This is a genomic window from Nocardia sp. NPDC006044, assembly GCF_042871115.1.
Lineage (GTDB): Bacteria > Actinomycetota > Actinomycetes > Mycobacteriales > Mycobacteriaceae > Nocardia.
In genome coordinates, this window is sequence record NZ_JBIAID010000004.1 from 602140 (window position 1) to 625722 (window position 23583).

17 protein-coding genes are annotated in these 23583 nt (G+C 69.4%); 16 read left to right on the forward strand and 1 reads right to left on the reverse strand.

The features are described from left to right. Window positions 1-11 precede the first annotated feature (11 nt). The 14 genes from ACFYO1_RS33870 (at window position 12) to ACFYO1_RS33935 (ending at window position 17203) form a co-directional block, all read left to right on the forward strand. Entirely contained in the window at window positions 12-872 is an 861-nt protein-coding gene (locus tag ACFYO1_RS33870; RefSeq protein ID WP_387240220.1) for a [LysW]-aminoadipate kinase, read from the forward strand. After that, complete coding sequence (locus ACFYO1_RS33875) at window positions 869-2044, forward strand: M20/M25/M40 family metallo-hydrolase (protein ID WP_387240223.1); 1176 nt, start codon at window positions 869-871, stop codon at window positions 2042-2044. The genes ACFYO1_RS33870 and ACFYO1_RS33875 overlap by 4 nt, the downstream gene beginning before the upstream one ends. Next, the gene (locus ACFYO1_RS33880) at window positions 2044-2865 is read left to right on the forward strand and encodes an SDR family oxidoreductase (protein ID WP_387240226.1); all 822 of its coding nucleotides are present in this window, start codon (window positions 2044-2046) and stop codon (window positions 2863-2865) included. The genes ACFYO1_RS33875 and ACFYO1_RS33880 overlap by 1 nt, the downstream gene beginning before the upstream one ends. 119 nt (window positions 2866-2984) lie before the next feature. Then, window positions 2985-3203, forward strand: coding sequence for an MbtH family protein (locus ACFYO1_RS33885; protein ID WP_387240229.1), 219 nt, complete (start codon window positions 2985-2987; stop codon window positions 3201-3203). 19 nt (window positions 3204-3222) lie between these two features. Beyond that, complete coding sequence (locus ACFYO1_RS33890) at window positions 3223-8571, forward strand: beta-ketoacyl synthase N-terminal-like domain-containing protein (RefSeq protein ID WP_387240232.1); 5349 nt, start codon at window positions 3223-3225, stop codon at window positions 8569-8571. Window positions 8572-8947: 376 nt separating this feature from the next. After that, window positions 8948-9736 (forward strand): 2OG-Fe dioxygenase family protein, encoded by a 789-nt coding sequence (locus ACFYO1_RS33895; protein WP_387240235.1) that lies wholly within the window; start codon window positions 8948-8950, stop codon window positions 9734-9736. Between the two features lie 11 nt (window positions 9737-9747). Then, entirely contained in the window at window positions 9748-10401 is a 654-nt protein-coding gene (locus tag ACFYO1_RS33900; protein WP_387240238.1) for a hypothetical protein, read from the forward strand. Beyond that, the gene (locus ACFYO1_RS33905; RefSeq protein WP_387240240.1) at window positions 10398-11435 is read left to right on the forward strand and encodes a BtrH N-terminal domain-containing protein; all 1038 of its coding nucleotides are present in this window, start codon (window positions 10398-10400) and stop codon (window positions 11433-11435) included. The genes ACFYO1_RS33900 and ACFYO1_RS33905 overlap by 4 nt, the downstream gene beginning before the upstream one ends. Next, window positions 11432-12304, forward strand: a complete 873-nt coding sequence (lysX, locus tag ACFYO1_RS33910) for a lysine biosynthesis protein LysX (RefSeq protein ID WP_387240243.1) — start codon at window positions 11432-11434, stop codon at window positions 12302-12304. Before ACFYO1_RS33905 ends, lysX begins: the two co-directional genes overlap by 4 nt. Next, complete coding sequence (locus ACFYO1_RS33915) at window positions 12301-13035, forward strand: hypothetical protein (RefSeq protein ID WP_387240246.1); 735 nt, start codon at window positions 12301-12303, stop codon at window positions 13033-13035. Before lysX ends, ACFYO1_RS33915 begins: the two co-directional genes overlap by 4 nt. After that, on the forward strand, window positions 13032-14291 hold the full coding sequence (locus ACFYO1_RS33920; protein ID WP_387240249.1) for a cytochrome P450: 1260 nt from the start codon (window positions 13032-13034) through the stop codon (window positions 14289-14291). The genes ACFYO1_RS33915 and ACFYO1_RS33920 overlap by 4 nt, the downstream gene beginning before the upstream one ends. Continuing rightward, window positions 14288-15064, forward strand: coding sequence for a thioesterase II family protein (locus ACFYO1_RS33925; protein WP_387240252.1), 777 nt, complete (start codon window positions 14288-14290; stop codon window positions 15062-15064). Before ACFYO1_RS33920 ends, ACFYO1_RS33925 begins: the two co-directional genes overlap by 4 nt. 1 nt (window position 15065) lies before the next feature. Continuing rightward, window positions 15066-16211, forward strand: coding sequence for an acyl-CoA dehydrogenase family protein (locus ACFYO1_RS33930; protein ID WP_387240255.1), 1146 nt, complete (start codon window positions 15066-15068; stop codon window positions 16209-16211). A 5-nt stretch (window positions 16212-16216) separates the two neighbouring features. Continuing rightward, window positions 16217-17203, forward strand: coding sequence for an acyl-CoA dehydrogenase family protein (locus tag ACFYO1_RS33935; RefSeq protein WP_387240258.1), 987 nt, complete (start codon window positions 16217-16219; stop codon window positions 17201-17203). A 340-nt stretch (window positions 17204-17543) separates the two neighbouring features. On the opposite strand, the gene ACFYO1_RS33940 is transcribed toward ACFYO1_RS33935, so the two are convergent. Then, window positions 17544-18044, reverse strand: coding sequence for a hypothetical protein (locus tag ACFYO1_RS33940; protein ID WP_387240260.1), 501 nt, complete (start codon window positions 18042-18044; stop codon window positions 17544-17546). Window positions 18045-19229: 1185 nt separating this feature from the next. Between ACFYO1_RS33940 and polA the strand changes: the two genes are divergently transcribed. Both polA and ACFYO1_RS33950 read left to right on the forward strand, forming a co-directional pair. Beyond that, complete coding sequence (gene polA, locus ACFYO1_RS33945; RefSeq protein ID WP_387240263.1) at window positions 19230-21935, forward strand: DNA polymerase I; 2706 nt, start codon at window positions 19230-19232, stop codon at window positions 21933-21935. Window positions 21936-21976: 41 nt separating this feature from the next. Next, window positions 21977-23572: an ATP-dependent DNA ligase gene (locus tag ACFYO1_RS33950; protein WP_387240266.1), complete on the forward strand. Its 1596-nt coding sequence runs from the start codon at window positions 21977-21979 to the stop codon at window positions 23570-23572. Window positions 23573-23583: the final 11 nt, after the last annotated feature.

The window sequence follows — 23583 nt, forward strand, 5'->3', positions numbered from 1 at the left end:
GGGAGCGGGACATGACGGCGCAGCGACAAGAACACGGCCGGAACACGCCGGGCCTGGTGCGGGACGCGCTGATCGTGGTCAAGATCGGTGGCGGCGCGGACCCGGAACCAGTGCTCGACGAGGTGGCCGAGCTGGCCGCGGCCGGGCAGCCGGTGGTGCTCGTGCACGGAGGCGGCGTCGCCGCCGATCGTCTCGCCGACCAGCTCGGGGTGCCGCGCGAAGTGATCGAGTCGCCGGACGGAACGCGCAGCCGACGCACCGATTCGCGCATGCTCGCGGTCCTCACCCTCACCCTGCTCGGACAGGTGAAACCCCAACTGGTCAGCGGACTACGCGCGCGCGGCGCGCCCGCGATCGGGCTCAGCGGCGCGGACGGCGCACTGATCACCGCATCCCGCAAACCCGCGATCCGTTCGCTGCGGGCCGGCCGGACCACGCTGATCCGGGACGACCAGTCCGGCCGGATCGACCGTGTCGACCCCAGCCTGCTGCGCGTGCTGCTGGCGCGCGGCGATGTCCCCGTGGTTTCGCCGCCGGCCAGCGACACCGACGGCAATCTGCTCAATGTCGATGCCGACGAGGTCGCGGCCCGGCTCGCCGCGGCACTGAACGCCTCGGCGCTCGTCCTGCTCACCGACGTGTGCGGCGTGCTGTCCGACCCCACCGACCCGGCCAGCCGAATCGTCGAGGTCGGCCCGCAACACCTGACCGGCGACGTCGTGCGCGGCCGGATGCGGCACAAGGTCCGGGCGGGGCTGCGGGCCAGCCGGACCGTCGCGCGGGTGAGTATCGCCTCCGCTCACCATGTTCGGCCGATCCACCAGGCCTTGGCCGGCGGCGGCACCTGGGTGCGTGAAGGAAGTGCCGCATGAGTGATCCACGCCCCGTTACCGCCCGCTCGCGCCCCGTTCGGCCGCTCGACCTGCAGGGCGACTATCCGGCCTGGTTGCTGCGCGCCGCGGTCGGCATCCCGTCGGTGTCCGGCGAGGAGTTGCCGGTGGCCGGCTTCCTCGCCGAACAGCTGACCGCGCTGGGGTTCGACGCCCACGTCGACGAGGTCGGCAACGTGCACGGCGTGATCGGGCCGAGCACCGCCCCCACCGTGATGCTGCTCGGGCACATCGATACCGTCCCCGGCCGGGTACCGGTCTGCCAGATCGGCGATCTGCTCTACGGCCGCGGTGCGGTGGACGCCAAAGGCGCCATGGTGGCGATGATTTGCGCCGCCGCACGCAGCAGCGACGTGCGGGTGCACGTGGTGGGCGCGGTCGGCGAGGAGGTGGCCGGCGGCCGCGGCGCTCTGCACGTGATGGCCACGGTCCCGAAACCCGCGGCGGTGGTGATCGGCGAACCGAGCGGCTGGGACGGTATCTGCCTGGGCTACAAGGGCCGAACCGGCATCGGCTACGAAATGCAGCAGCCGCCGCTGCACACCAGCAGCCCGGAACCCACCGCGGTCGAATGGGCCGTCCGGTTCGCGTCGGAGGTGCAGGGCTACCTGCGTGGCCTCTCGCCCGGAGCCGACCCGATCGCGTTCGGCGTCGCCACCGGCACCCTCACCTGGCTGCGCGGCGACCTCGCCCGCGCCGAGGCCTTCCTGACCTGCCGGGTGCCACCCGGCTTCGACTTCGCCGCACTCGAACGCTTCGCCAAAAGCCTTCCGCACAGCCGGATCTGGGTGGACGAACGGGTGCCCGGCGTGACCCGCCCGCGGGCCGATCCGGTGGTCAGCCAGCTGCGCGCCGCGATCGCGTCCAGGGGCGTGCGGCCGACGCTGAAGCTCAAAGCAGGCAGTTCGGACATGAACACACTCGACCCGTGGGGCGTGCCGATGGCCGCCTACGGACCGGGTGACGCCCACCTGGATCACACGATCGACGAACACATCGCGCTCAGCGACCTGTACCGCGCGATCGACGTCCTCGCGCTGACGCTGCCTCGCCTGGCCCGGCAGCTACCCGCGCCGGCAACCGAAACCGTAAACCGCCCAACGGCTTTGGCTGGACCGGGACCGCACGACCGAACATATTCGCTGGAGGCCTGATGCTGCTCGACGGGAATGTCGCCATGATCACCGGCGCCGCGCGCGCACTGGGCCGTTCGCACGCGTTGCTCTTCGCCGGCGAGGGCGCGGACCTGATCCTGGTCGATCACTGCGAACCGGACGCCGGACCCTATCCGATGTCGAGCAGGCGCGATCTGGAGGAGACCGCGGAATCCTGCCGCAGGCTGGGCAGCCGGGTGGTGACCGCGGTGGCCGACGTTCGTGACCAAGCCGCCGTGGACAAGGCGACGGCGGCCGGGATCGACGAGTTCGGCCGGATCGACGTGCTGCTGAACAACGCGGGCATGCTCGGCCCCGGCGGTCGCCGCGTGCACGAGCTGACCGAGCAGCAGTGGCAACTCGCCCTCGACGTCAACCTCGGCGGCACCTGGCGCTGCTGCCGAGCGGTATTGCCGCACATGGTCGAACAGGGCGGCGGCCGGATCGTGAACACCTCGTCCACCGGCGGCCGGGTCGCCTTCGAGATGTACGCCAACTACGTCGCCGCCAAGCACGGCGTGATCGGGCTGACCAAAGCGATCGCGCTGGAATACGGCCGCAACGGCGTGCGCGCGAACGCGGTGTGCCCCAGCACCGTTGCCGACAACTCCGCACTCGGCACCCGCAGCACGCGCGCGGTCGCCGAGGGCATGGGCGCGCAATTGCAGGACTACGAGCGCAGTTCCGCCGCCCTGCATCCGATCGGCCGGCTGGTCACCGCGGCCGAGGTGTCGGCGGCCTGCCTCTGGCTGGCCGGTCCGCACTCCGGCGGCGTCACCGGCACCGAACTGGTGGTCGACGGCGGCTTCACCGCCCGCTGACCGAACGACCTTGTCCAGCAACGACATCCGCAAGACCGACCGGGAGGACGCGCCGAGACCTAGCCGCCGCCATCGCGCGGCGGCGACGGCCTGGGCGTTCTAGATCGATGGGAGTAACAGTGACCACGGACGAGCGCACGTATCTCGTGGTGCGCAACCACGAGGACCAGTACTCAATCTGGCCCGACGGGCGGGACGTCCCGGACGGTTGGGCCGCCGAAGGTTTCGCCGGCCCGAAGGACGACTGCCTGGCACACATCGCCGAGGTATGGACCGACATGCGTCCGCTGAGCCTGCGCCGCGCAATGGACAATGAGGGAGGCGTGCGCCTTGACTGACAACGGCCAGACTTCGACTGTGACCCCGCATCCGACCGAGGAGCCGCTCGCGGTGATCGGCATGAGCTGCCGGTTCGCCCCCGATCTAGACACGCCGGGCCAGTTGTGGGAACACCTGCGGGCCGGGCGCAGCGCGGTGGGCGAAATGCCCTCCCGCCGTTGGGATCCCTACGAGATCGACCCGCAGACCCGAGCCATCCTGCGCAAGACCACCCGCAAGGGCTCGTTCATGCGCGACATCGAGGGCTTCGACGCCGAGTTCTTCCAGATCACGCCGCGCGAGGCCGAGTACATCGACCCGCAGCAGCGGATCATGCTCGAATTGGCCTGGGAGGCACTGTGTGACGCGGGCTTGCCGCCGATGTCGTTGTCCGGCACCGACGCCGGGGTCTACGTGGCGGCGAACTCCAACGACTACGGCCGCAGGCTGCTGGAGGACCTGAGCCGCACGGGCGCCTGGGCGGTGAACGGAACCACCTTCTACGGCATCGCCAATCGGATCTCCTACTTCCTCGACACCCACGGCCCGAGCATGGCGGTGGACGCCGCGTGCGCGGGTTCGCTGACCGCCCTGCACGTGGCCTGCCAGAGCCTGCGCAGCGGGGAGACCGGCGTGGCGATCGTCGGCGGCATCAACATCATGGCCTCGCCCGCCCTGGTGGTCGCGCTCGACGCGGCCTCGGCGACCGCGCCGGACGGGCGCAGCAAGGCGTTCGACAAGGCGGCCGACGGTTACGGGCGCGGCGAGGGCGGCGGCGTCGTCGTGCTCAAGCGGCTCGGTGACGCGGTGCGCGACGGGGATCGGGTGCACGGGGTGGTGCTGGCCAGCGGCGCGTTTCAGGACGGCCGCTCCGACGGGATGATGGCGCCCAGCGGCGACGGTCAGCGCCGGATGTTCCAGGAGATCTACCAGCGGGCCGGAATCGAGCCGCGCACAGTGCAATACGTCGAGGCGCACGGCACCGGCACCCGGCTCGGCGACTCCGCCGAGGCCGGTGCCATGGGCAGCGTCTTCGGCGCGGGCCGGGACAGCGACGACCCGCTGCTGATCGGCACACTCAAGCCGAATGTCGGTCATGTCGAGGCGGCTTCGGGTATCGCCGGGGTGATCAAGGTGCTGCTGGCCATGCGGCACGGTGAGCTGCCGGCCAGCCCGCACGAGGAGGTCGATCCGGAGCTGAATCTGGCGACCAACGGGATGCGGCTGGTCGGCGAGCCGACCGCGTGGCCGGCCGGTCGGCACGGCCGGCGGGCCGGGGTTTCCAGTTACGGTGTGGGTGGGTCGATTTCGCACGTCGTGTTGCAGGAGCCGCCGGCGGAGCCGGGTGCGGCGACCGGCCGCCGTCGCGATCGCGCCACCCGGCCGTGGGTGTTCCCGGTGTCCGCGGTGTCCGAAGCGGGCGTGCGCGGGCTGGCGGGGGCGACGGCCGAATGGGTGCGCGCCAACCCCGATGTCGATCTGGATTCGCTGGCGCACACCCTGTCCGGCCGCCGCTCGCACCTGGCGCGCCGCGCCGCGGTGGTGGCAGGCAGCGCCGAGGAACTCCTCGCCGGCCTGGACGCGCTGGCCGATGCCGAGGGCTCGCCGACCATGACCACATGGGCGGCAAACACTTTCGGCGACAGCGGTGCCGCCGGGCCGGTGTGGGTGTTCTCCGGGCACGGCTCGCAGTGGTCCGGGATGGGGCAGGAGCTGCTCGAAACCGAGTCGGCGTTCGCCCATGTCATCGACGAACTCGCGCCGATCTTCAAAGAAGAGCTGGGCTGGACCCCGCGCGAGGCCATAGAGGCGGGCGGGCCGTGGACGGTAACCCGCACGCAGGCAATGACCTTCGCGATGCAGGTGGCATTGGCCGAGCTATGGTCGGAGCTCGGCCTGCGCCCTGGTGCGGTGATCGGGCACTCGGTCGGTGAGATCGCCGCCGCGACGGTGGCCGGGAGCCTGGATCGCACGGAGGCGGCCCGATTCGCCTGCCGCCGGGCCCGCGCACTCGAGCAGATCGCCGGCCGCGGGGCGATGGCGATGGTGCCGATGGCCTTCGACGACGTCGAACAACGGGTCACCGGGCGCGACGGCGTGGTCGCCGCGATCGCTGCCAGCCCGCTGTCCACGGTGGTCTCCGGTGACATCGACGCGGTGGACGCGCTGGTCGCCGAGCTGGCGGCCGAGGGCATTCAGGCCCGGCGGGTGAACAGCGACGTCGCCTTCCACAGTCCGCACGTGCGCGCGGTGCTGGACCAGGTGGGGGCGGCCGCCGACGAACTGCACGCCGCTGCCGCGCAGGTGTCGCTGTACAGCACCGCCCTGGCCGACCCGCGTTCCGACGCGCTGCGCGAGGGCAAGTACTGGGTCACCAACCTGTCCGATCCGGTGCGCTTCGAGCAGGCGGTCCGCGCCGCGCTCGACGACGGCGCCCGGGTGTTCGTCGAGGTCTCCTCGCATCCGGTGGTGGCGCACTCGATCACCGAAACCGCCCTGGACGCGGGTATTTCCGATGTTCAAGTGGCGATCACGCTGCGCAAGGACCAGCCGGAGCAACGCACGGTACTGGCCAACCTGGCCCGCCTGCACAGCGTCGGCTGCCCGGTGACCTGGTCCTACACCGGCGAATTGGTGGACGTCCCCGGCGTGCGCTGGCAGCACCGGCCGTTCTGGATCTTCCCGGACACGCCGCCGGAGCGTGGCGCGGGCCGCGGCCACGATCCGGACACGCACACCCTGGTCGGCGGGCACACCACCGTCGCGAGCGCTCCGGTGCAGCGGGTCTGGCAGACCGAGCTGGACATGTCCAACCGGCCATACGTGCAGTCGCACAAGGTCGTCGGCGTGGAGACGGTGCCCGCGTCGGTCGTGCTGAACTCGTTCATCGGCGCCGCCACGGCCGACGGCGAACCGGCGTGTGGGTTGCGCGACATCGTGTTCCGCACGCCGCTGGCCGCGCATCCGCCACGGGTGGTGCAGGTGGTCCTGGAGCAGGACAAGGTCCGCCTGGCCAGCCGGATCAAACGCGACGAGGACAGCGTCGGCCACGACGACGAATGGCTGACGCACACCACGGCGACGGTGGTCCGCGCACCGGTGGTCGGCACGACCCGGCTGGAAGACCCGGACGTGATCCGCGCTCGCTGCCCGGTCTCCTGGACCTGGTCGAAGGTGGACGGGATCTTCCGCGCGATGGGCGTGGACGGCTACACCTTCCCCTGGGTGGTCGAGGAATTGGTCCGCGGCGACGAGGAGCAACTCGCCACCGTGACCGTCGACCACACGCCGAAGCTGCACCCGTCCAGCTGGACCGCGGTGATCGACGCGGCGCTCACCGCCAGCGGCGTGCTGGTGATGGCCGAGGACTCGTCGGTGCTGCGCACCTCGTCGCACCTCGAATCGCTGGCCTTCCGCGGCGACCCGCCGGGCCGCATCTTCGTGCACACCACCCGCGACCCGCGCACGCCCGACACCATCAACATGGTGGTCGCCGACGAGAGCGGCGAGGTGGTGTGTGAGGCACAGGGATTGCGCTACGTGAAGGTGCAGGACATCGGCTCCGGCGCCGTCGGCCCGCGCCAGCTGGTGCACGAAATGGCTTGGGAGCCGGTGGAAGTGCGGGCCGACGCGCGAGTTCCACAGCAGGCGTTGCTGATCGGCAGGCCGTCCGGCTGGCCCGCGCTGACCGAAGCGCTCGCCGTGCGTGGCGTGACCGCGCGGGCGGTGGCGGATCCGGCCGCGATCGGCGACGGCCTGCTGGCCGCGGGTGACGCCGTTATCGTTGCGCCGCAAGCGCTGCTGCCGGGGGAGACGCCCGAGCTGGCGGCTCGCCGCTGTGCGGAGACGCTCGTCGACGCCGTGCAGCGGGTGGCCGCGATCGCGGACGCGCAGCGCAGGCCCGCGGTCTGGGTGCTCACCGAAGGTGTACGTGACGGCGGCGCCGAAGCCTCGTTGTCGCACGCACCGCTGTGGGGTGCGGGCCGGATCGTCGCGGGCGAGCGTCCCGACGTGTGGGGCGGTGTCATCGATATCGCCGAGGACGCCGCACCCGAGTCGGTGGCGGCGCTGATCGGTGCACTGCCGCCCACCGAGGACGTGCTGTCGGTGACCGCCGACGGCGTGTTCGCGGCCAGGCTGCGCAAGATCGAGCGTCCGGCCGAGCACGAGGCGGTGGACTGCCGGCCGAACGGGACCTACCTGATCACCGGCGGTCTCGGCGCACTCGGTCTGGAGGCGGCCCGGCATCTGGTCGAGCGGGGCGCCCGCCGGCTCGTGCTGATCGGCCGCCGCGGTCTGCCGCCGCGGTCGGCATGGGACTCGGTGCCGGATCCGGCGGTCGCCGCGCAAGTCGCGGAGGTGGTCGCCCTCGAGGCGGCCGGAGCCACGATACGGGTTCTGCGCCTGGACATCTCGGATGCCGCGGCGACGGCCGCGGCGCTCGACCCCGGCACGCTGGACCTGCCGCCGGTGCGCGGCATCGTGCACTGCGCCGGTGTGGTGTCCGACGCGCTGGTGGAGAAGACCCGTCCGACGAACCTGGACACCACGATGGGTCCGAAGGTGGACGGCGCGATGGTCCTGCATCGCCTGTTCCCCGCGGGCACGCTGGACTTCTTCACCATGTTCTCCTCCTGCGGCCAGCTGGCCCGGCTCACCGGCCAGGTCAGTTACGCGGCGGCCAACTCGTTCCTGGACGGGCTGGCCGCGCTGCGGCGCGCGCAGGGCGAGTCCGGCGCGAACAGCATCGCGTGGGCCCAGTGGATCGGCCGCGGCATGGGCGAAACCACCGGCAAGACAACGATTCTGGAGGCCGAGTCGCGCGGGCTCGGCGGCATCACGGTCACCGAGGCGCTGCGCAGCTGGAGCTACGCGGACCGGTTCGGCCTGCCGTATGTCGCGGTCATGCGGGTCATGCCCGACCACACCCTGCCGATCTTCGCCCACCTCTCGGCCACCGAGACGGGCGCGGAAAGCGCGGGCGGTGGCGCGGTGGACTGGACCACCGTGCCCGCCGACGAGCTGACCGGGCTGGTGCTGGCGGAGACACACGAGCAGGTGGCGGCCGAGCTCAACCTGGCTCCGGACGATATCGCGATCGACCGGCCGCTGCTCGAGCTCGGCGTCGACTCGGTGCTCACGGTCGCCCTGCGGGTGCGGCTGCACCGGTGCTTCGGGGTGGACCTGCCGCCGACGATCCTCTGGAGCAACCCGACCGTCCGTGCGCTGGCCGAACTGCTGGCCACCGAGGTCGGGGGAGCGCCGGAGCGCGCGGAGACGGTCGTCGAGGGCGAACCGACGCCCGCGGCGGACGCCAACGGTAGCTCGGTGCCGGCCGAGGTGCTGGAGGTACCGGTACCAGCCCCGGTGACCGAACCGGTCGGCTGAGGCTGATCGCGGCGGCGACAATCTCGCCGCCGCGATCCGACCGGGTCCCGGGACGCGCGATACGCCCGTCCCGGGCCCGGCCATGGGCGCGCAGACTCTGTAAATACCGCAGTGTCTACATTCGCCCCCGAGAACGTTTCGCTTTCGCCAAAGTCCCTGTTAGAGAGCTCGACTGCCGCGGCTGCCGGGAGCGCCACTCGACAAGGCATCGATATAGTTTGTAGTATCTTGCGTAGAAAGACTGTGGGCCCTTTGTGTAGAGATTGCCGTCGACACAGGTCGCTGCCCCGGATAGCCGCGGGTGCGACGCAAGACTCTGGGTCGACCGGCCTTCGTGCACGTTGAATCCACGTTGAATCGCCGAGGGGAACCACTGATGGACGACTCCGACCGGGCATTCGAGCACGCGGTCGTGGCCGGCGCAACGGCGCTCGGCAGTCCGCGCACGGACGATTTCACCCGGCACGGCTGGGCGCACGGCCGGTTGCGGGTGCGCACCGAGGGGCCCGGCTGGAAACAGTTCGCGGCGGCCTGGGACGACCTGGTCCCGGACGCCTATCTCGACTCCGCCCGGTGTCGCCGCAATCGCCGATACGGCCGGGTGCTCGCGCATCGCGACGGCACCCTGGAACCGTTGCGCGGCTCGCAGTTCTTCCAGAGCAAGGCGGTCAACCCGGTGTTCGGCGGGCAGCTGCGGGTGTTCGAGCCGCTGTCCGAGGCGTCGTTCGCCAGCCTCGAGTTCGCCGAGATCCTGCGCGAGTCGGTCGTTTTCGTCAACCGGGTGGCCGGGACGCACGACTGGGAACTGGGCGTCCACTTCATCCGCGTGATCGCCGACCCGCACCAGGGCGCGGACCCAGCGCCGGAGGGCAGGCACTCCGACGGCCACGCGTATGTGTCGATCCATCTGATCGGCAGGCACCAATGCGTCGGCGGCGAGAACCAGGTGTTCCGGCGCGGCCTGCCCGACGCGGAGTACGCCGTGACCATGACCGAACCCCTGGAAGTCCTGATGCTGTCCGACACGACGATGGAGCACGGGGTCAGCGAGATCCGGGCGATGGATCCGGGTCTGTCCGGCTGGCGCGACACCTTGATCGTCGATTTCAACCTAGTGCCCGACCCCGCGGAAGTGCTGGGACGCACGCACAGCTCGATGCACTGACCGGAGGTTCCATGAGCCAGTTGTCCACGACCGACACCACGGTCGACCGCCTCGTGCGCCGGCTACCCGCCGGGCCCGCACGACCGGAATTCTGCCTGATCGACCTCGACGACCTGCTCAACAACCGGGCCACCACCGGCACCACCGATCTCGACCGCGGACGGCTGAACGCCTGGGGGAATTCCTTTCCCGCCGAGGAACTTCCGGCGCCCGGCGCGCAGATCGAGGTGGCCGGCATCCCCTTCGCCTGGGCGAACGCCCATCCCGAAGGCGACAACGTGCGTTGCGAGGGTCAGATCATCGATCTGCCACCGGGGCAATACGACTGGGTCTATCTGCTCGCCGCGTCGGAACGGCGCAGCGAGGACACGCTCTGGGCGTACTACGACGACGGCCACGCCGACCCGCTGCCCGTGGGCATCTCCGATTTCCTCGACGGCACACCGGCATTCGGCGAGCTGTCCGCGTTCCGCACCACGCGCATGCACTACCCGCACCACGTCCAGCACGGCCTGCCCACCACCATGTGGCTGACCCGGGTCGGCCTGCCCCGGCGCGGCACCGCGCACGCGTTGCGGTTACCTCGGCTGGTCGCCATGCACATCTTCGCCCTCACCCTGCTCACCGGCAGCGCGGGGCGGTCCACGAACGGCGCGCCGAAATGACCGGCCCGGCAAAGGCAATCGAGCTCTGGACGCGTGATCTCGGCAGCTGCCTGCACGCGACCTTCGCGACCGTGCTGCTGCACGACGGTCATGATCCGGTCACCGTGCTGGGCGCGCCATGGGAATTCCGCCGCCGCCCCGGCGCCTGGACCTTCGAGGAGTACTACTTCCTCGCCGAGCCCGACTCGCTGGCCGGACGGCTCGCGCTCTTCCATCCGTTCGAATCGTCCTGGCACCGCGCCGAAGACGACTCCCTCGACGAATTGCGCGCGGCCCTCGCCGCGGGCGTGCTGCTCATCGCGGCGGTGGACAACTACTGGCTGCCGTTCCGTCCCGCCTTCCACGACGTGCACGCCGCCCACCTGCTGGTCGTCTACGGCATCACCGACACCGAGGTATTCGTCTCCGACGCACAGCCACCCGCGTTCCAGGGACCGATCCCGATCGCCGACTTCCTGGCGAGCTGGGGGTCGCTCAACCCGGCCGACGACTCCGACGTGTTCTTCAGCGCCAGCCCCAGCGACCGGCGCTGGCTGCGCGCCGCCATGCGCGGCCCGGTTCCGGAGACCGATCTCGACTGGCTCGGAAATGTGCTCCGGGCCAACGTAACCCGGTTTCGGCAGGACTCCACCGGCGACATCCAGACCGGACTTCCTGGCCTGCGCCGCTACCTCGGCGAACTGTGCGCGCTCACGCCCGGCTCCGAACCCGCCGCCGAGGCGCTGAGCGAGCTGTACGTGATCAGCTGGAACATCCAGGCCCAAGCCGGCCTGCACGCGGAATTCCTGCGCCGCCAGGCGATCCGCTGGAAGATCCACGAACTCGCCGAGGCCGCCGCCGGGGTCGACGCGGTCGCGCACGGCTGGACCGGCGTGCGGATGACCGGCGCGCACTCCCGGGTCTGGGATCGCCACCGCTTCGACGAACTGCGCAGGCACAGCACCGAACTCACCCGCCGCCTGGCGCGAGCCCTCGATCAGCTCGAGCACGCGGCGGACGTGGTGACGGTCCGGAATCGAGAGGGGCGCCCGTGAACACCACCGACCTGCCGATAGCCGTTGTCGCGTCGCGTATCCGGCGGGAGGAGAAACTCATCCTCGAATCGTTCCGGCGGCGCGGTCTGCGCTACGAACACCTCGACCCGCGCAAGCTGACCGTGCTGCTGGCCGACGGCAGGCCGCCATACCGCGCGGCGCTGATGCGCGAGGTGGGCCACGGCCGCGCGGCCTCGGTCGCGTCGACACTCACCATGCTGGGCGTGCCCACGTTCAATCGCCCGGCCACCCTCGAGGTCTGCGGCGACAAGCTCCGCACCGCGCTGGCGTTTCACGCTGGGGGACTGCCGATTCCGCAGGCGGCGGTCGCCTGGGGCACCGAATCCGCCTTGGCCGCAATGCCCAAGCTCGGCTATCCCGTGGTCGCCAAGCCGGTCACCGGCTCGTGGGGTCACCTCACCGCGCGGATCCACGATGACGAACACGGCCGGGCCATCCTGGAACACCGTGCGGCCCTGCCGAATCCACAGCAGCACGTGTTCTTTCTGCAAGAGCACATCGACAAACCGGGCCGTGACATCAAGTCCTACGTCGCGGGCGATCGAGTGGTCTGCGCCATCTACAAGAACGCGGTCGACGATTGGCGCACCAACACCGCCATCGGCGGCATCGCGACACCCTGCCCGATCACCCCGGAGCTCACCGAGCTGGCGGTGGCGGCGGCGCACGCGGTCGGCGGCGGCTTCCTCGGCGTCGACCTGCTGATCGACCAGGACGAGCGCCTGTACGCGAACGAGGTGAACCACACCCCGGAGTTCCACGGCGCCATCGACGCGACCGGCGTCGACGTGGCCGGGTTCATCGTCGACTGGTTGCTCGCCGAGATCGAGTCGGTGGAGGCGCGATGACCAGCCCGATCCTGGCCCTGTGGAGCGCACCCCGGTCCCGCTCCACCGTCTTCTTCCGGATGCTGCTGGAACGCGACGACCTGTGCCTGCTGCACGAACCGTTCTGCAACATCGCCAACGACGGCCACACCGAGGTCGGCGACGTCGTGGTGCGGTCCACCGCGGATCTGATCGACGCCATGCTCGACCTGTCCGGGCAGCGGAAGATGTTCTTCAAGGACACCACCGACTGCCGGTACGACCTGATCTTCGATCGGCAGGACTTCCTGAAGAGCGTGCGGCACACCTTCTTGCTGCGCGATCCGGCGGAGATCATTCCTTCGTACGCGGCGTTGCGGCCGCAGATGGAGTTGCACGAGGTCGGCGTCGAGTATCTGCATCGAATCTACGAGGCGGCCGTCGCGGCCGGTGACGATCCGGTGATCCTGGACTCCGAGGACTTCGTCGACCAGCCGGAGCGGACCGCACGCGCCTACTGCGCGGCGGTCGGCCTGCCCTTCCACGCCGGCATGCTGAGCTGGCAGCCGGGGGAGCGACCGGAGTGGCGCCAGTCCGCGCGCTGGCACAGCGGCGTCAGCGCCAGCTCGACGGTGCGGCGCGAGCAGACGCGCTACGACCGGACCATCGACACCGATCCCGTGCTGCGCCGCTACTACGAGCACCACCTGCCGTTCTACGAATACCTGTGGGAGCGGCGAGTCCGCATCGACTCTGAGAGGCCCGGCCGATGATCATCTCCACGCCGCCGTTCTGCCCGGTGCAGTTCCAGGATCCGGACCTGCTCGATTCCGCCTTTCACGCCGCGACGGACATGCACGCGGTGTGGGCGCATCTGCGCGATCATCGACCGGTCTATCGCGCCGAGCCCGGCGGCGGCCGCGAACCGTTTTGGGTGGTGACCAGGCACGAGGACGTCAGCCGGGTGCTGCGCAGCCATGCCGAGTTCTCCTCCCGGCGCGGCACCATCCTCTGTGTGCTCGACCTGAACACCCCGGACGTCGCCACCGACGACATGTTGGCCGACACCGATCCGCCGCGGCACGGCGAACTCCGGGTGCCGCTGAACAAGGCGTTCAGCCCGAGTGTCGTTGCCGGACAGGAGAAGTTGCTGCGCGACCTGGCCAGGGAGACGATCCTCGCCGGGCTCGAGGCGGACGTGTACGACATGGCCAAACCGGCCATGATGTTCCCGATGGCCGTCACCGGCACGCTCATGGGACTGCACCCCGATTCATGGGAGCGGCTGGCCGAGCTGGTCATGATGACGATCGCCTACGACGATCCGGCCTATTCGACCGGCACCGCGCAGTCGACGGTGCGCCAGGCGCGGCACGAGCTGTTCGAATTCTTCCGCGACGAGTTCGCCCGCCGCAGCCGCGACGACGACGATCCCGACGTGATCGGCACGCTGCGCGCGATGAACCTGACCGAGGGCCCGCTGTCGGAGCGGCAGGCGGTGCTGAACTGTTTCGTGCTGCTCATCGGCGCGAACGTCACGACGCCGCACGCACTCGGCACCCTGTTCACGCTGATGGCCGAGCATCCGGCGAAATTCCAGGCGGTGCGCGAGAATCCGCAGCTGCGCGCGACCTGCCTGCAGGAGCTGCTGCGCTGGGCGTCGCCGGTGACCGCGCTGATGCGTTATGCCACAAAGGATGTGCAGATGCACGGGCAGACGATCAAGGCCGGTGAGCCGGTCAGCGCTTGGCTCGGTTCGGCGAACCGGGACGAGCGAGTCTTCCGTGACCCCTACACCTTCGATCCCGGTCGCCGCCCGAATCGGCACGTCGCGTTCGGGGTCGGACCGCACTACTGCATCGGCGCGGGCCTGGCCAAGGTGGGTTTGGAGATCTTCATCGACGAACTGCTGGACCTGGTCGACACGGTCGAAATCGCCGGTGACGTAGAGCATGTCGCCTCGCACTTCGTGCCCGGTTACAAGCGCGTGCCGGTGCGCCTGACCCCGCGGAAAGTGACCGCGCGGTGAACGGCCGCAGCGACGCGCGACTGTGGTTCGACAACCGATTCCGTTCCGCCGGTGCGACGCACAGCCTGTACTGCTTCCCGTTCGCGGGCGGCTCCTCGGCCTATTACGCCGACTGGGCACCCGGCTTTACCGGATCGGTCGAGCTGGTGCCGGTGCTCCTGCCCGGCCGCGGCGTGCGGATGAGCGAGCCGCCCGCCACCGACCTCGGCCTGCTCGCGGACGAGCTCGCCGAGGTGATCGCGGCCGAACCCACCGAGGTGCTGTTGTTCGGGCACAGCATGGGCGCCATCCTCGCGTTCGAGGTGAGCAGGCGGCTCAGCGGCCGCGTGCGCCCGGTGCGGCAGCTGTTCGTCACCGGCCGTCCCGCGCCGACTATCGTGCGCCCGCTGAGTCCGGTCAGCGACCTGCCGCGACCCGAATTCATCCAGATGCTGCGCGAATACGGCGCCGCGGAGCCCGCGATCTTCGAACACCAGGACCTGCTGGACGTGCTGATGCCCATGATGCGTGCGGATTTCGGCATGATCGAGCGCTACCGGTGCCGGCCGGGACCGCCGCTGGCCTGCCCGATCTCCGCCTGGTGCGGGGACAGCGACGCCGAGGTGCCGCCCGCCACGATGCGGCCCTGGGCGGACCAAACCGCCGGGGAATTCCGGCTTTCCGTGCTGCCGGGCGGGCACTTCTTCCTCAACGAGAACCACGCCGAGGTCATCCGGGCCGTGCACGCGGCGAGCCGGCAACCGCGGCCCCAGCTACCGACGAGGAGCTCCTGAGATGGATTTCGATGTGCCACCGGAGACCGTCGAGTTCGCCGCCGAGGTCGACGAGGTGCTGCGCGCACCGCAGACCGCGCGGCTGCTGGCGGAGATCGCACAGCGGCGCGACGGCATGGACGGCGATCCCCGCGAGCTGTATCGGCACCTCGGGCGCGCGGGCATTCTCGCGCCCGCGTGGCCGGTCGAGTACGGCGGCCGCGCAGCGGATTTCACGGCGACCGTGACGCTGCTGGAAAAGCTGGTCGCGCACCGGGTTCCACAGAACCTGTACTGCATATCGGTGCTGAACGTCGGGTCGCTGATCCTCGCCGCGGGCAGCGAGCGGCAGCGGCAGACGCTGTTGCCCGCCATGGCCGGTGCCGATCTGACCGCGTGCATCCTGTTCACCGAACCGGACCACGGATCCGATCTGGCCGGCATCACCACCACGGCGGTGCGCGACGACACCGGCTGGATCATCAACGGGCGCAAGACCTACAACCTCAAGAGCGCCTACGCCGACTTCGCGCTCTGCGCGGTACGGACGGACCCGCAAGGCAGCCCCTATGAGGCGATCAGCCTGTTCTTGGTGCCGCTGGACGCGCCGGGCGTCGTCGTCCGGCCGCTGCCCAGCCTGGCCAACGAGCAGTTCCACGACATCTGGTTCACCGATGTCCATGTGGACGAGGACGCGCTGTTCGGCGCGGTCGGCGCGGGCTGGTCGCTGATCACCCAGATGTTCGCCGCGGAACGAACCGGGCTGGATTACTATGCGCGCGGCAAACATTGGCTGGACGTGGCCACCGAGCGGCTCACCGCGGACGGCACGCTGACCGGCCTCGTCGGCGCCGACCTGGCCCGGCACCGGACCCGGATCGAGGCGAGCGGGCTGCTGAGTTGTCAAGTGATGCAGAACCTGCAGGAAGGCAACGCCGACATCGCGGAGTCGTCGTTCGCGAAGTGGCACTGTAGCGAGACCGCCCAGCGCATCGCGTGGTGGGCGTTCGACACCCTCGGCCTCGACCTGCTCGAGCCCGGCAACCCGGTGCTGGAGGCGGCCTTCCGCGAGGCGCCCGGCATGACCATCTCCGGCGGTGCGTCCGAGGTCATGCTCGACATCGTCAGCAGCGCACGCGTATTCGACCACGGCCGCACAGGGGGCTGACCGCTATGGACCTGCGACTCGATCCGCTGCAAGAGCGATTGCGCGACGCCGTGGACACCGTATTGACCCGCACTGGCGAACCGTCGGCCCAGCTGGCGACGATCGGCGTGCCCACCCTCAACGCGCCGGAACGGTTCGGCGGCCTGGCGCTGGGGCTCACCGCCGACATCGTGGTGAACGAACGCCTCGGGTTCGGGTTGGAACCGCTCGGTTGTTACCGCGCGACCGCGTTCGCGTTAGACCTGCTCGACAGCGATGACATACGGACAGAACACCTTTCGGAGATCGTCGCCGACCTGCACAAAGGACTGCGGCATGCCGTGGTGATCGGCGCCGACGGCCCGGCACGCCTGCGGGTGACGCCGGACGGAAAGCTGTGGGGCGAGTCGGAACCGTTGCCCCGCAGCGTCATCGGGTTGTGCGTGGTGCGGGCGGATGACGGTTCATGGCACCTCGTGCTGCCGGAAACCGGTACCTGCACGGTCGAATCCATCGACCAGTTCGGGCTGCCCGCCTCGCGGGTGCGGTTCGACGGGGCCGCGGCCGAGCTCCTGCCGATATCGACGGCACAGTGGGAGCGGGCGCTGGGTGCGGCGCGAATCCGGCAGGCGGCGCTGCTGCTCGGCCTCGCCTACCGGATCGTGGAGGTGGCGCGGACACACGTCAACGGGCGCGTCCAGTCCGGAAAGCCGCTCGCGCAACGGCAAACGGTCGCGCATCGGCTGGCGGCGCTGCTCGGTGAGGCGGACGGCTGGCGGCTGGTGCTGCACAAGGCCGCCTGGGCCTTCGATCGCGGCGAACGGTGCGGTACCGCGGCGGTGCTGGCGGTCGCGGCGGAGCACGCGCGACTGGCCGGCCGGACCGCGTTGCAGTTGCACGGCGTCCGGGGCATGCTGGCGCATTCGACCGCGGCGAACGTGTATCGGATGACCGCGGTGGAGTCCGTTCGGCTGGGCACGCCCGCGGCGCTCTGGCTCGAAGCCGCTCGCTGATCGGCACACCTGTGGCACCCGCTCAGCGCACGAAACCGGTTGGGGTAGAAGATCTGCGCCGTACCTCCGCAGGACGCGGCAGCGGGGCTGTGAGCCGTGTTTATCGACTAGCCGACGGCGCGGGCGGCAGTGCGAAGTCTGTGTCGTCTGTGTGGTGTTCATCGGCGCGCACGCATCGCTCGGCAGAGACGACAATCGATCGAAAAGACCACGTAGAGGCGTGCGCGCGCCATCAAGTTCCACTTGACAGCACGCGCACGACACTAAATACTATGTGTGGTTAGTCGCAGTAGGTAGTGAGAGGAGTCATTTCGCAGCACAGACTCTTGTCACCGGGACCCTAGCTGGCGACCGGGGGTTCCAACACTCCTGAACGCCGCAGCCGGTCGACCCAAGACTGTGCGGTATACCGAGGGACATCGAAATGTTTGGCTAGTTTGCCGACACTCCCGGTCTCCAGAAACACTGCCTGGACTTCATCCACGGCCGGCATCTTGCGGTACGGACGGTTGTTGGCGTCGTTGCCGCCGGTGCTGCCGCTTCCACTGCTACGCCGTGGTTGAGCCGGCTTGTCGTTTCGCGGTGTGGCCTGCGGCACGTCGGTGATCAGCGCGGACGCCGCCACCGTGCTCAACAGCGCCTTCGCCAACTGCTCGAAGTTGATGTCGCGCACGGCATGGGGCAAGGTCGCGCCCTGTTCGGAGGCGTGCACAGTCAATTCGACGATGTGTGGCTCGGACTCATCGTTCGATCTGATGACTGCGCTGATTCGGGGGTCGGGCGCGTGATCCTTGTCGCGCGTCATCACGGTGATCATGTAGTCTCGCGATTCGCTGCTCATCTGCACACCCCAGTCGGAGTCCAAAGGTCGCTCAGCTTCCTGTGTATCGGTCGGAAATCTTCAGCTACTTCCGAGCGGTCATCCGGGTCGATCGGACCCACGAGTGACACGGACGACATTTTGTATATGTGCTCATACGTTACACCGAGTGTGGGATACTTACGACACCCTGCGTCGATTCTGTTATCTTAAACACTGCTGATCGTAATGTACATATACACGCGTGCGTACTGCGGTGGATGACTAATGCTGCCCGGGAGTCCGCCTTGCCGCAGTGTCGTCGCTTTGACGACACGACTCTGCGTTGTCGCTGGTCGCAGGCTTACGCTGAGGGTTCCGATGCTAGTCGAAGACGGCGCGGCCGGATAGGCGGCGTTGCTGCCACGGCCCGCGCGCGGGTTCGGTTTTCTCCCAGCGTATTCGGCGTCGCACGAGGTAGAGGCCGGTCCGGTGGGCCCGGGGCCGCAGCATGGAACGCCCCGCTCCCCGGACGTGGGCATGACTGGGGACATGCTCGTGCATCCGCCCCGCCGATCCCGGCAATGCCCGGTTCCGCGGCACCCCAACGGCTGTGGCGGCGAGGTTGCCGATACTTGTAGACGTCGCGCGAGATACGTTGTAAAGTCGGCGATTCCACCGACAGAGATCTCTTCCGGAGGCGCAACACCGTCACCAGGATCAGCGGCGAGAGATTCCCGCACTCGGACGATTCCGCCACGCCGAGCACGAGCGTGGCCTGCACGGCAGGCGTCCGCACGCCCTTGTCTGCGCCGACTGTATGTCGCCTTTGCGACACAGAAAAAGGAAAACAGGAACCGTTCACTTAGTGCTTTCGAGGGCGGTTCCGCGACTGCCACAGGTCCCGGCGCTGCGTAGTTGCCGGAAATAACGTCTTTGCGCTGCCGTAACGGCCGGTGCCCGCCGGATTCGCCGATGTTTACCGGCCGGTCTATTCGGGTGGGCGGCCGCGGCTTACCCCGGCATTTGCTCATAGCGAATCGGAATCGGCGCTTTCGGGTTTTTTCGTACGCCATCCGCAAGGTTGTGCCGGAGGCCGTTGCACGACATGTCATTCGGCTATCGACCCACCGGGCATCGAACGAGCAAATCGATAGGACCCCAGCGGTCAGCGACGTCCCGGCAAAGACACTGACCCGGTACCGCTTGTTGCCTAGACTCGCAGACGTGACCCCAGGCATCGCCGACCAGCGTCCGAGCACCGACTCCCCTCCGAGTGCAGACTCCGCCGGCGTACGGCCGACGCTGTTGCTACTGGACGGACACTCGCTCGCCTTTCGCGCGTTCTTCGCGCTGCCCGCCGCGAACTTCAAGACTGTCACCGGACAGACGACGAACGCGATATACGGATTCACCGCCATGTTGATCAATCTGCTGCGCGACGAACAGCCCACACACGTGGCCGCGGCCTTCGACGTCAAAGGCAAGACCTTCCGCACCGAGGCATACCCGGAGTACAAGGCCAACCGGATGCGCACGCCGGAGGAGTTCCGCGGCCAGTTCGAGCTCATCTGGGAGATGCTGGCCGCCCTCGGGATTCCGGTGCTGACCATCGAGGGCTACGAAGCCGACGACGTGCTCGCCACGCTGGCGACACAGGCCGGGGGACAGGGGTTCCACGTCCTGATCGTCACCGGCGACCGCGATGCCATCCAACTGGTCAACGACAACGTCACGGTGCTGCTGACCCGCAAGGGCGTATCCGAGCTGACCAGATTCACGCCGGCGGCGGTGCAGGAGAAGTACGGGCTCACACCGGCGCAGTACCCGGACTTCGCGGCGCTACGCGGCGACCCGAGCGACAACCTGCCCGGCATCGCCGGCGTGGGGGAGAAGACCGCGGCCAAATGGGTGCGCGAATACGGCGACCTGGCCACGTTGGTGAAGCGGGTCGACGAGGTGCCGGGCAAGGCGGGGGACGCGTTGCGCGCCAACCTGTCCAGCGTGGTGCTCAATCGCAGGCTGACCGAGATGGTCCGCGATGTCGAGTTGCCCTATACCCCGGAGCAATTGGTCCGCCGGCCGTGGGATCGCGAGCAGATCCACCGGCTCTTCGACCGGCTCGAGTTCCGCGTGCTGCGCGATCGGCTGTTCGAGACCCTCGCGCCGTCTGAACCCGAGGCCGAGTCGGGCTTCGCGATCAGCGGCGGCGCGGTGGCGCCGGGCACGGTCGCGGACTGGCTGGCCGAACACGCGAAAGCGGGTGCGCGCTACGGCGTTTCGGTGACCGAGGACGCGGCCGGCGATCTGATCGCGATCGCCGTCTCGACCGAGGCGGGCGCGGGCGGCTACCTCGACGTGGCCGGACTGACCCCGGAAGACGAACGGGCACTGGGCGATTGGCTCGCGGACCCCGGCACACCGAAGGCGATGCACGAGGCCAAGCCTGCGATCCACGCGCTGCACCGGCGCGGCCGGCGGCTCGGCGGACTGACCAGCGACACCGCGCTCGCGGCCTACCTGGTCAAGCCCGGCCAGCGCGTGTTCGACCTCGGCGATCTGTCGCTGCGTTACCTATCCCGGGAACTACGGGCGGACACCGCCGCCGAACCGGGTGACGCCGCGACCGCGCAGGCCGCGATCCTGCGTGCGTGCGCCATCTGCGATCTCGCCGGGATCCTCGACACCGAACTGGCGGACATCGAATCCACCCTGCTGCTCACCGAGATGGAATTGCCGCTGCTGGAGGTGCTTTCCGGGCTGGAGGACGCGGGCATCGCGGTCGATGTGGAGGAGCTGACCCAGCTGCGGTCCGAGTTCGCCGCCCGGGTCGCCGATGCCGCCGAGGCCGCCTACGAGGTGATCGGCAAGCAGATCAACCTCGGCTCGCCGAAACAGCTGCAGGTGGTGCTGTTCGACGAGCTGGACATGCCGAAGACCAAGCGCACCAAGACCGGCTACACCACCGACGCCGACGCGCTGGAGTCGCTGTTCGAGAAGACCGGGCATCCGTTCCTGGAACACCTGCTCGCACACCGGGACGCGACGCGGCTGAAGGTGACCGTGGACGGCCTGCTGAAAACGGTCGGCGACGATGGGCGCATCCACACCACGTTCAACCAGACCATCGCCGCCACCGGCCGGCTGTCCTCGACCGAGCCGAACCTGCAGAACATCCCGATCCGCACCGACACCGGACGTCGCATCCGGGACACGTTCGTGGTCGGCGCGGGCTACGAGTCGCTGATGAGCGCGGACTACAGCCAGATCGAGATGCGCATCATGGCGCACCTGTCCGGGGACGCGGGCCTGATCGAGGCGTTCCACTCCGGCGAGGACCTGCACACCTTCGTGGCGTCCAAGGCCTTCGACCTGCCGATCGCCGAGGTCACCCCGGAGCTGCGCCGCCGGGTCAAGGCGATGTCCTACGGATTGTCCTACGGTCTCGGGCCCAACAGCCTGGCCCAGCAGCTCAAGATCACGCCGGCCGAGGCCAAGGCGCAGATGGATGTCTACTTCGAGCGCTTCGGCAACATCCGCGACTACCTGCGGCACGCGGTGGTCGAGGCGCGCAAGGTCGGCTACACCTCGACGCTGTTCGGTCGTCGCCGCTACCTGCCCGACCTGGATTCGACCAACCGGCAGCGCCGGGAGTCCGCCGAACGCATGGCGCTCAACGCGCCCATCCAGGGCACCGCCGCCGACATCATCAAGGTGGCAATGATCAACGTGCACAAGGCGATCCGGGACGCGGGTCTGCGTTCACGCATGCTGTTGCAGATCCACGACGAACTCGTCTTCGAAGTCGCCGCGGGCGAGCGCGACGCGCTGGAAGCCATTGCCCGCGAACACATGTCGAACGCTATCGAGCTGTCGGTGCCGCTGGAGGTCGCGGTGGGCGCCGGCCGCAGCTGGGACGCCGCCGCGCACTGAATTCCCGGCAATTCGCCGCCGCGCACGTTACCGTCGAACTCGTGCTGCTGTCGCAAGTCGTCGAGGCGTCCGGCGCCGTGCGGGCGACCTCCTCCCGCAAGAGCAAGATCGCCACGTTCGCCGCGCTGCTGGCGCAGGCCGAGCCGGACGAACGCGCGCCGGTGGTGGCGTGGGCCTCCGGCGAGTTGCTGCAGGGCCGCATCGGTACCGGTTGGCGCACACTGCTGGCGCTCGAGGTCGAGCCCGCCGCCGAACCGAGCCTGACCGTCGCCGCGGTGGACGAGACGTTCACCGAGCTGGCCGGCACGAGCGGTTCCGGTTCGACGGCGCGGCGGCGGGAGCTGCTGGTGGCGTTGTTGTCCGCGGCGACCGGCGCCGAGCGTGAATTCCTGGTGCGGCTGCTGACCGGTGAGCTGCGCCAGGGGGCGCTGACCGCGGTGGTCGCCGAGGCGGTCGCGGTGGCCGCCGAGGTGCCGGTCGATCTGGTTCGCCGGGCCCACATGCTGTCGGGGCAGCTGCCGGTGACAGCGGTGGCCGCGCTGACCGGCGGCGCGGCGGCGCTGTCGGAGTTCGGGCTGAAGGTCGGCCGGCCGATTCAGCCGATGCTGGCCTCGCCGGGCGGCACCCTCGACGAGACCTTCGCCGAGTTCGCCGGTGACGTCAGCGTGGAGCAGAAACTCGACGGCGCGCGGATTCAGGTGCACCGCAAGGGAACTCAGGTATGGATTTTCACCAGGACGCTGCGCGACATCACCGCGAAGGTGCCGGAGCTGGTCGAGCTGGTCGCCGGATTGGACTGCGACAGCGTGGTGCTCGACGGTGAGACCCTGGCGCTCACGGATGCCGGGCGCCCGCGGCCGTTCCAGGAGACGATGAGCCGGTTCGCCCTGACGCCCGATGCCGAATCGACGGTCAGCGAGGCGGCCGCGCTCGGCCAGGCGGTGCCCGAGGCCACCTCGACCCGGGATCTGCTGTTGCGACCGTACTTCTTCGACTGCCTGCACCTCGACGGTGTCGATCTGCTCGACGCGCCGCTGTTCGAACGCCGGGCTGCGATGACGAAAGTGGTTGGTGAGCACAGCATTCCGGCCCTGGTCCGGCCCGGCGCCGAGGCGGTGGCGGAGTATTTCGACGCCGCGCTGACGGCGGGTCACGAGGGAGTGGTGATCAAGCTGCTGTCCGCGCCGTACGCGGCCGGCCGCCGTGGTCGCGCGTGGCAGAAGATCAAACCGACGCACACCCTCGACCTGATCGTGCTCGGCGCCGAGTGGGGGTACGGCCGGCGCACGGGTTATCTGTCGAACCTGCACCTCGGCGCGCGCGATCCGGACGGCGGCGAGCCGATCATGGTCGGCAAGACGTTCAAGGGGCTCACCGATGAGCTGTTGCGCTGGCAGACCGCCGAATTCCTGCGGCACGAACGTTCCCGCGACCAGCACACCGTCTATCTGAAGCCGAATCTGGTGGTCGAGATCGCGCTCGACGGGGTGCAGGTGAGCCCGCGTTACCCGGGCGGGGTGGCGCTGCGTTTCGCGCGGGTCGTGCGGTATCGCCCGGACAAGGAACCGGCCGACGCCGACACCATCGACGCGGTGCGCGCCCTGCTACCCGCCGGATCCGCTTCCGCGCCAAGGTAATCCGAGCCGAA

Bases quoted from the DNA above. Each gene is read 5' to 3' on its own strand.
- ACFYO1_RS33870 (WP_387240220.1), top strand. From the start codon at position 12: ATGACGGCGCAGCGACAAGAACACGGCCGGAACACGCCGGGCCTGGTG.
- ACFYO1_RS33905 (WP_387240240.1), top strand. From the start codon at position 10,398: ATGACCGGCCCGGCAAAGGCAATCGAGCTCTGGACGCGTGATCTCGGC.
- ACFYO1_RS33895 (WP_387240235.1), top strand. From the start codon at position 8,948: ATGGACGACTCCGACCGGGCATTCGAGCACGCGGTCGTGGCCGGCGCA.
- ACFYO1_RS33915 (WP_387240246.1), top strand. From the start codon at position 12,301: ATGACCAGCCCGATCCTGGCCCTGTGGAGCGCACCCCGGTCCCGCTCC.
- ACFYO1_RS33880 (WP_387240226.1), top strand. From the start codon at position 2,044: ATGCTGCTCGACGGGAATGTCGCCATGATCACCGGCGCCGCGCGCGCA.
- ACFYO1_RS33940 (WP_387240260.1), bottom strand. From the start codon at position 18,044: ATGAGCAGCGAATCGCGAGACTACATGATCACCGTGATGACGCGCGAC.
- ACFYO1_RS33900 (WP_387240238.1), top strand. From the start codon at position 9,748: ATGAGCCAGTTGTCCACGACCGACACCACGGTCGACCGCCTCGTGCGC.
- ACFYO1_RS33875 (WP_387240223.1), top strand. From the start codon at position 869: ATGAGTGATCCACGCCCCGTTACCGCCCGCTCGCGCCCCGTTCGGCCG.
- ACFYO1_RS33920 (WP_387240249.1), top strand. From the start codon at position 13,032: ATGATCATCTCCACGCCGCCGTTCTGCCCGGTGCAGTTCCAGGATCCG.
- ACFYO1_RS33935 (WP_387240258.1), top strand. From the start codon at position 16,217: ATGGACCTGCGACTCGATCCGCTGCAAGAGCGATTGCGCGACGCCGTG.
- ACFYO1_RS33930 (WP_387240255.1), top strand. From the start codon at position 15,066: ATGGATTTCGATGTGCCACCGGAGACCGTCGAGTTCGCCGCCGAGGTC.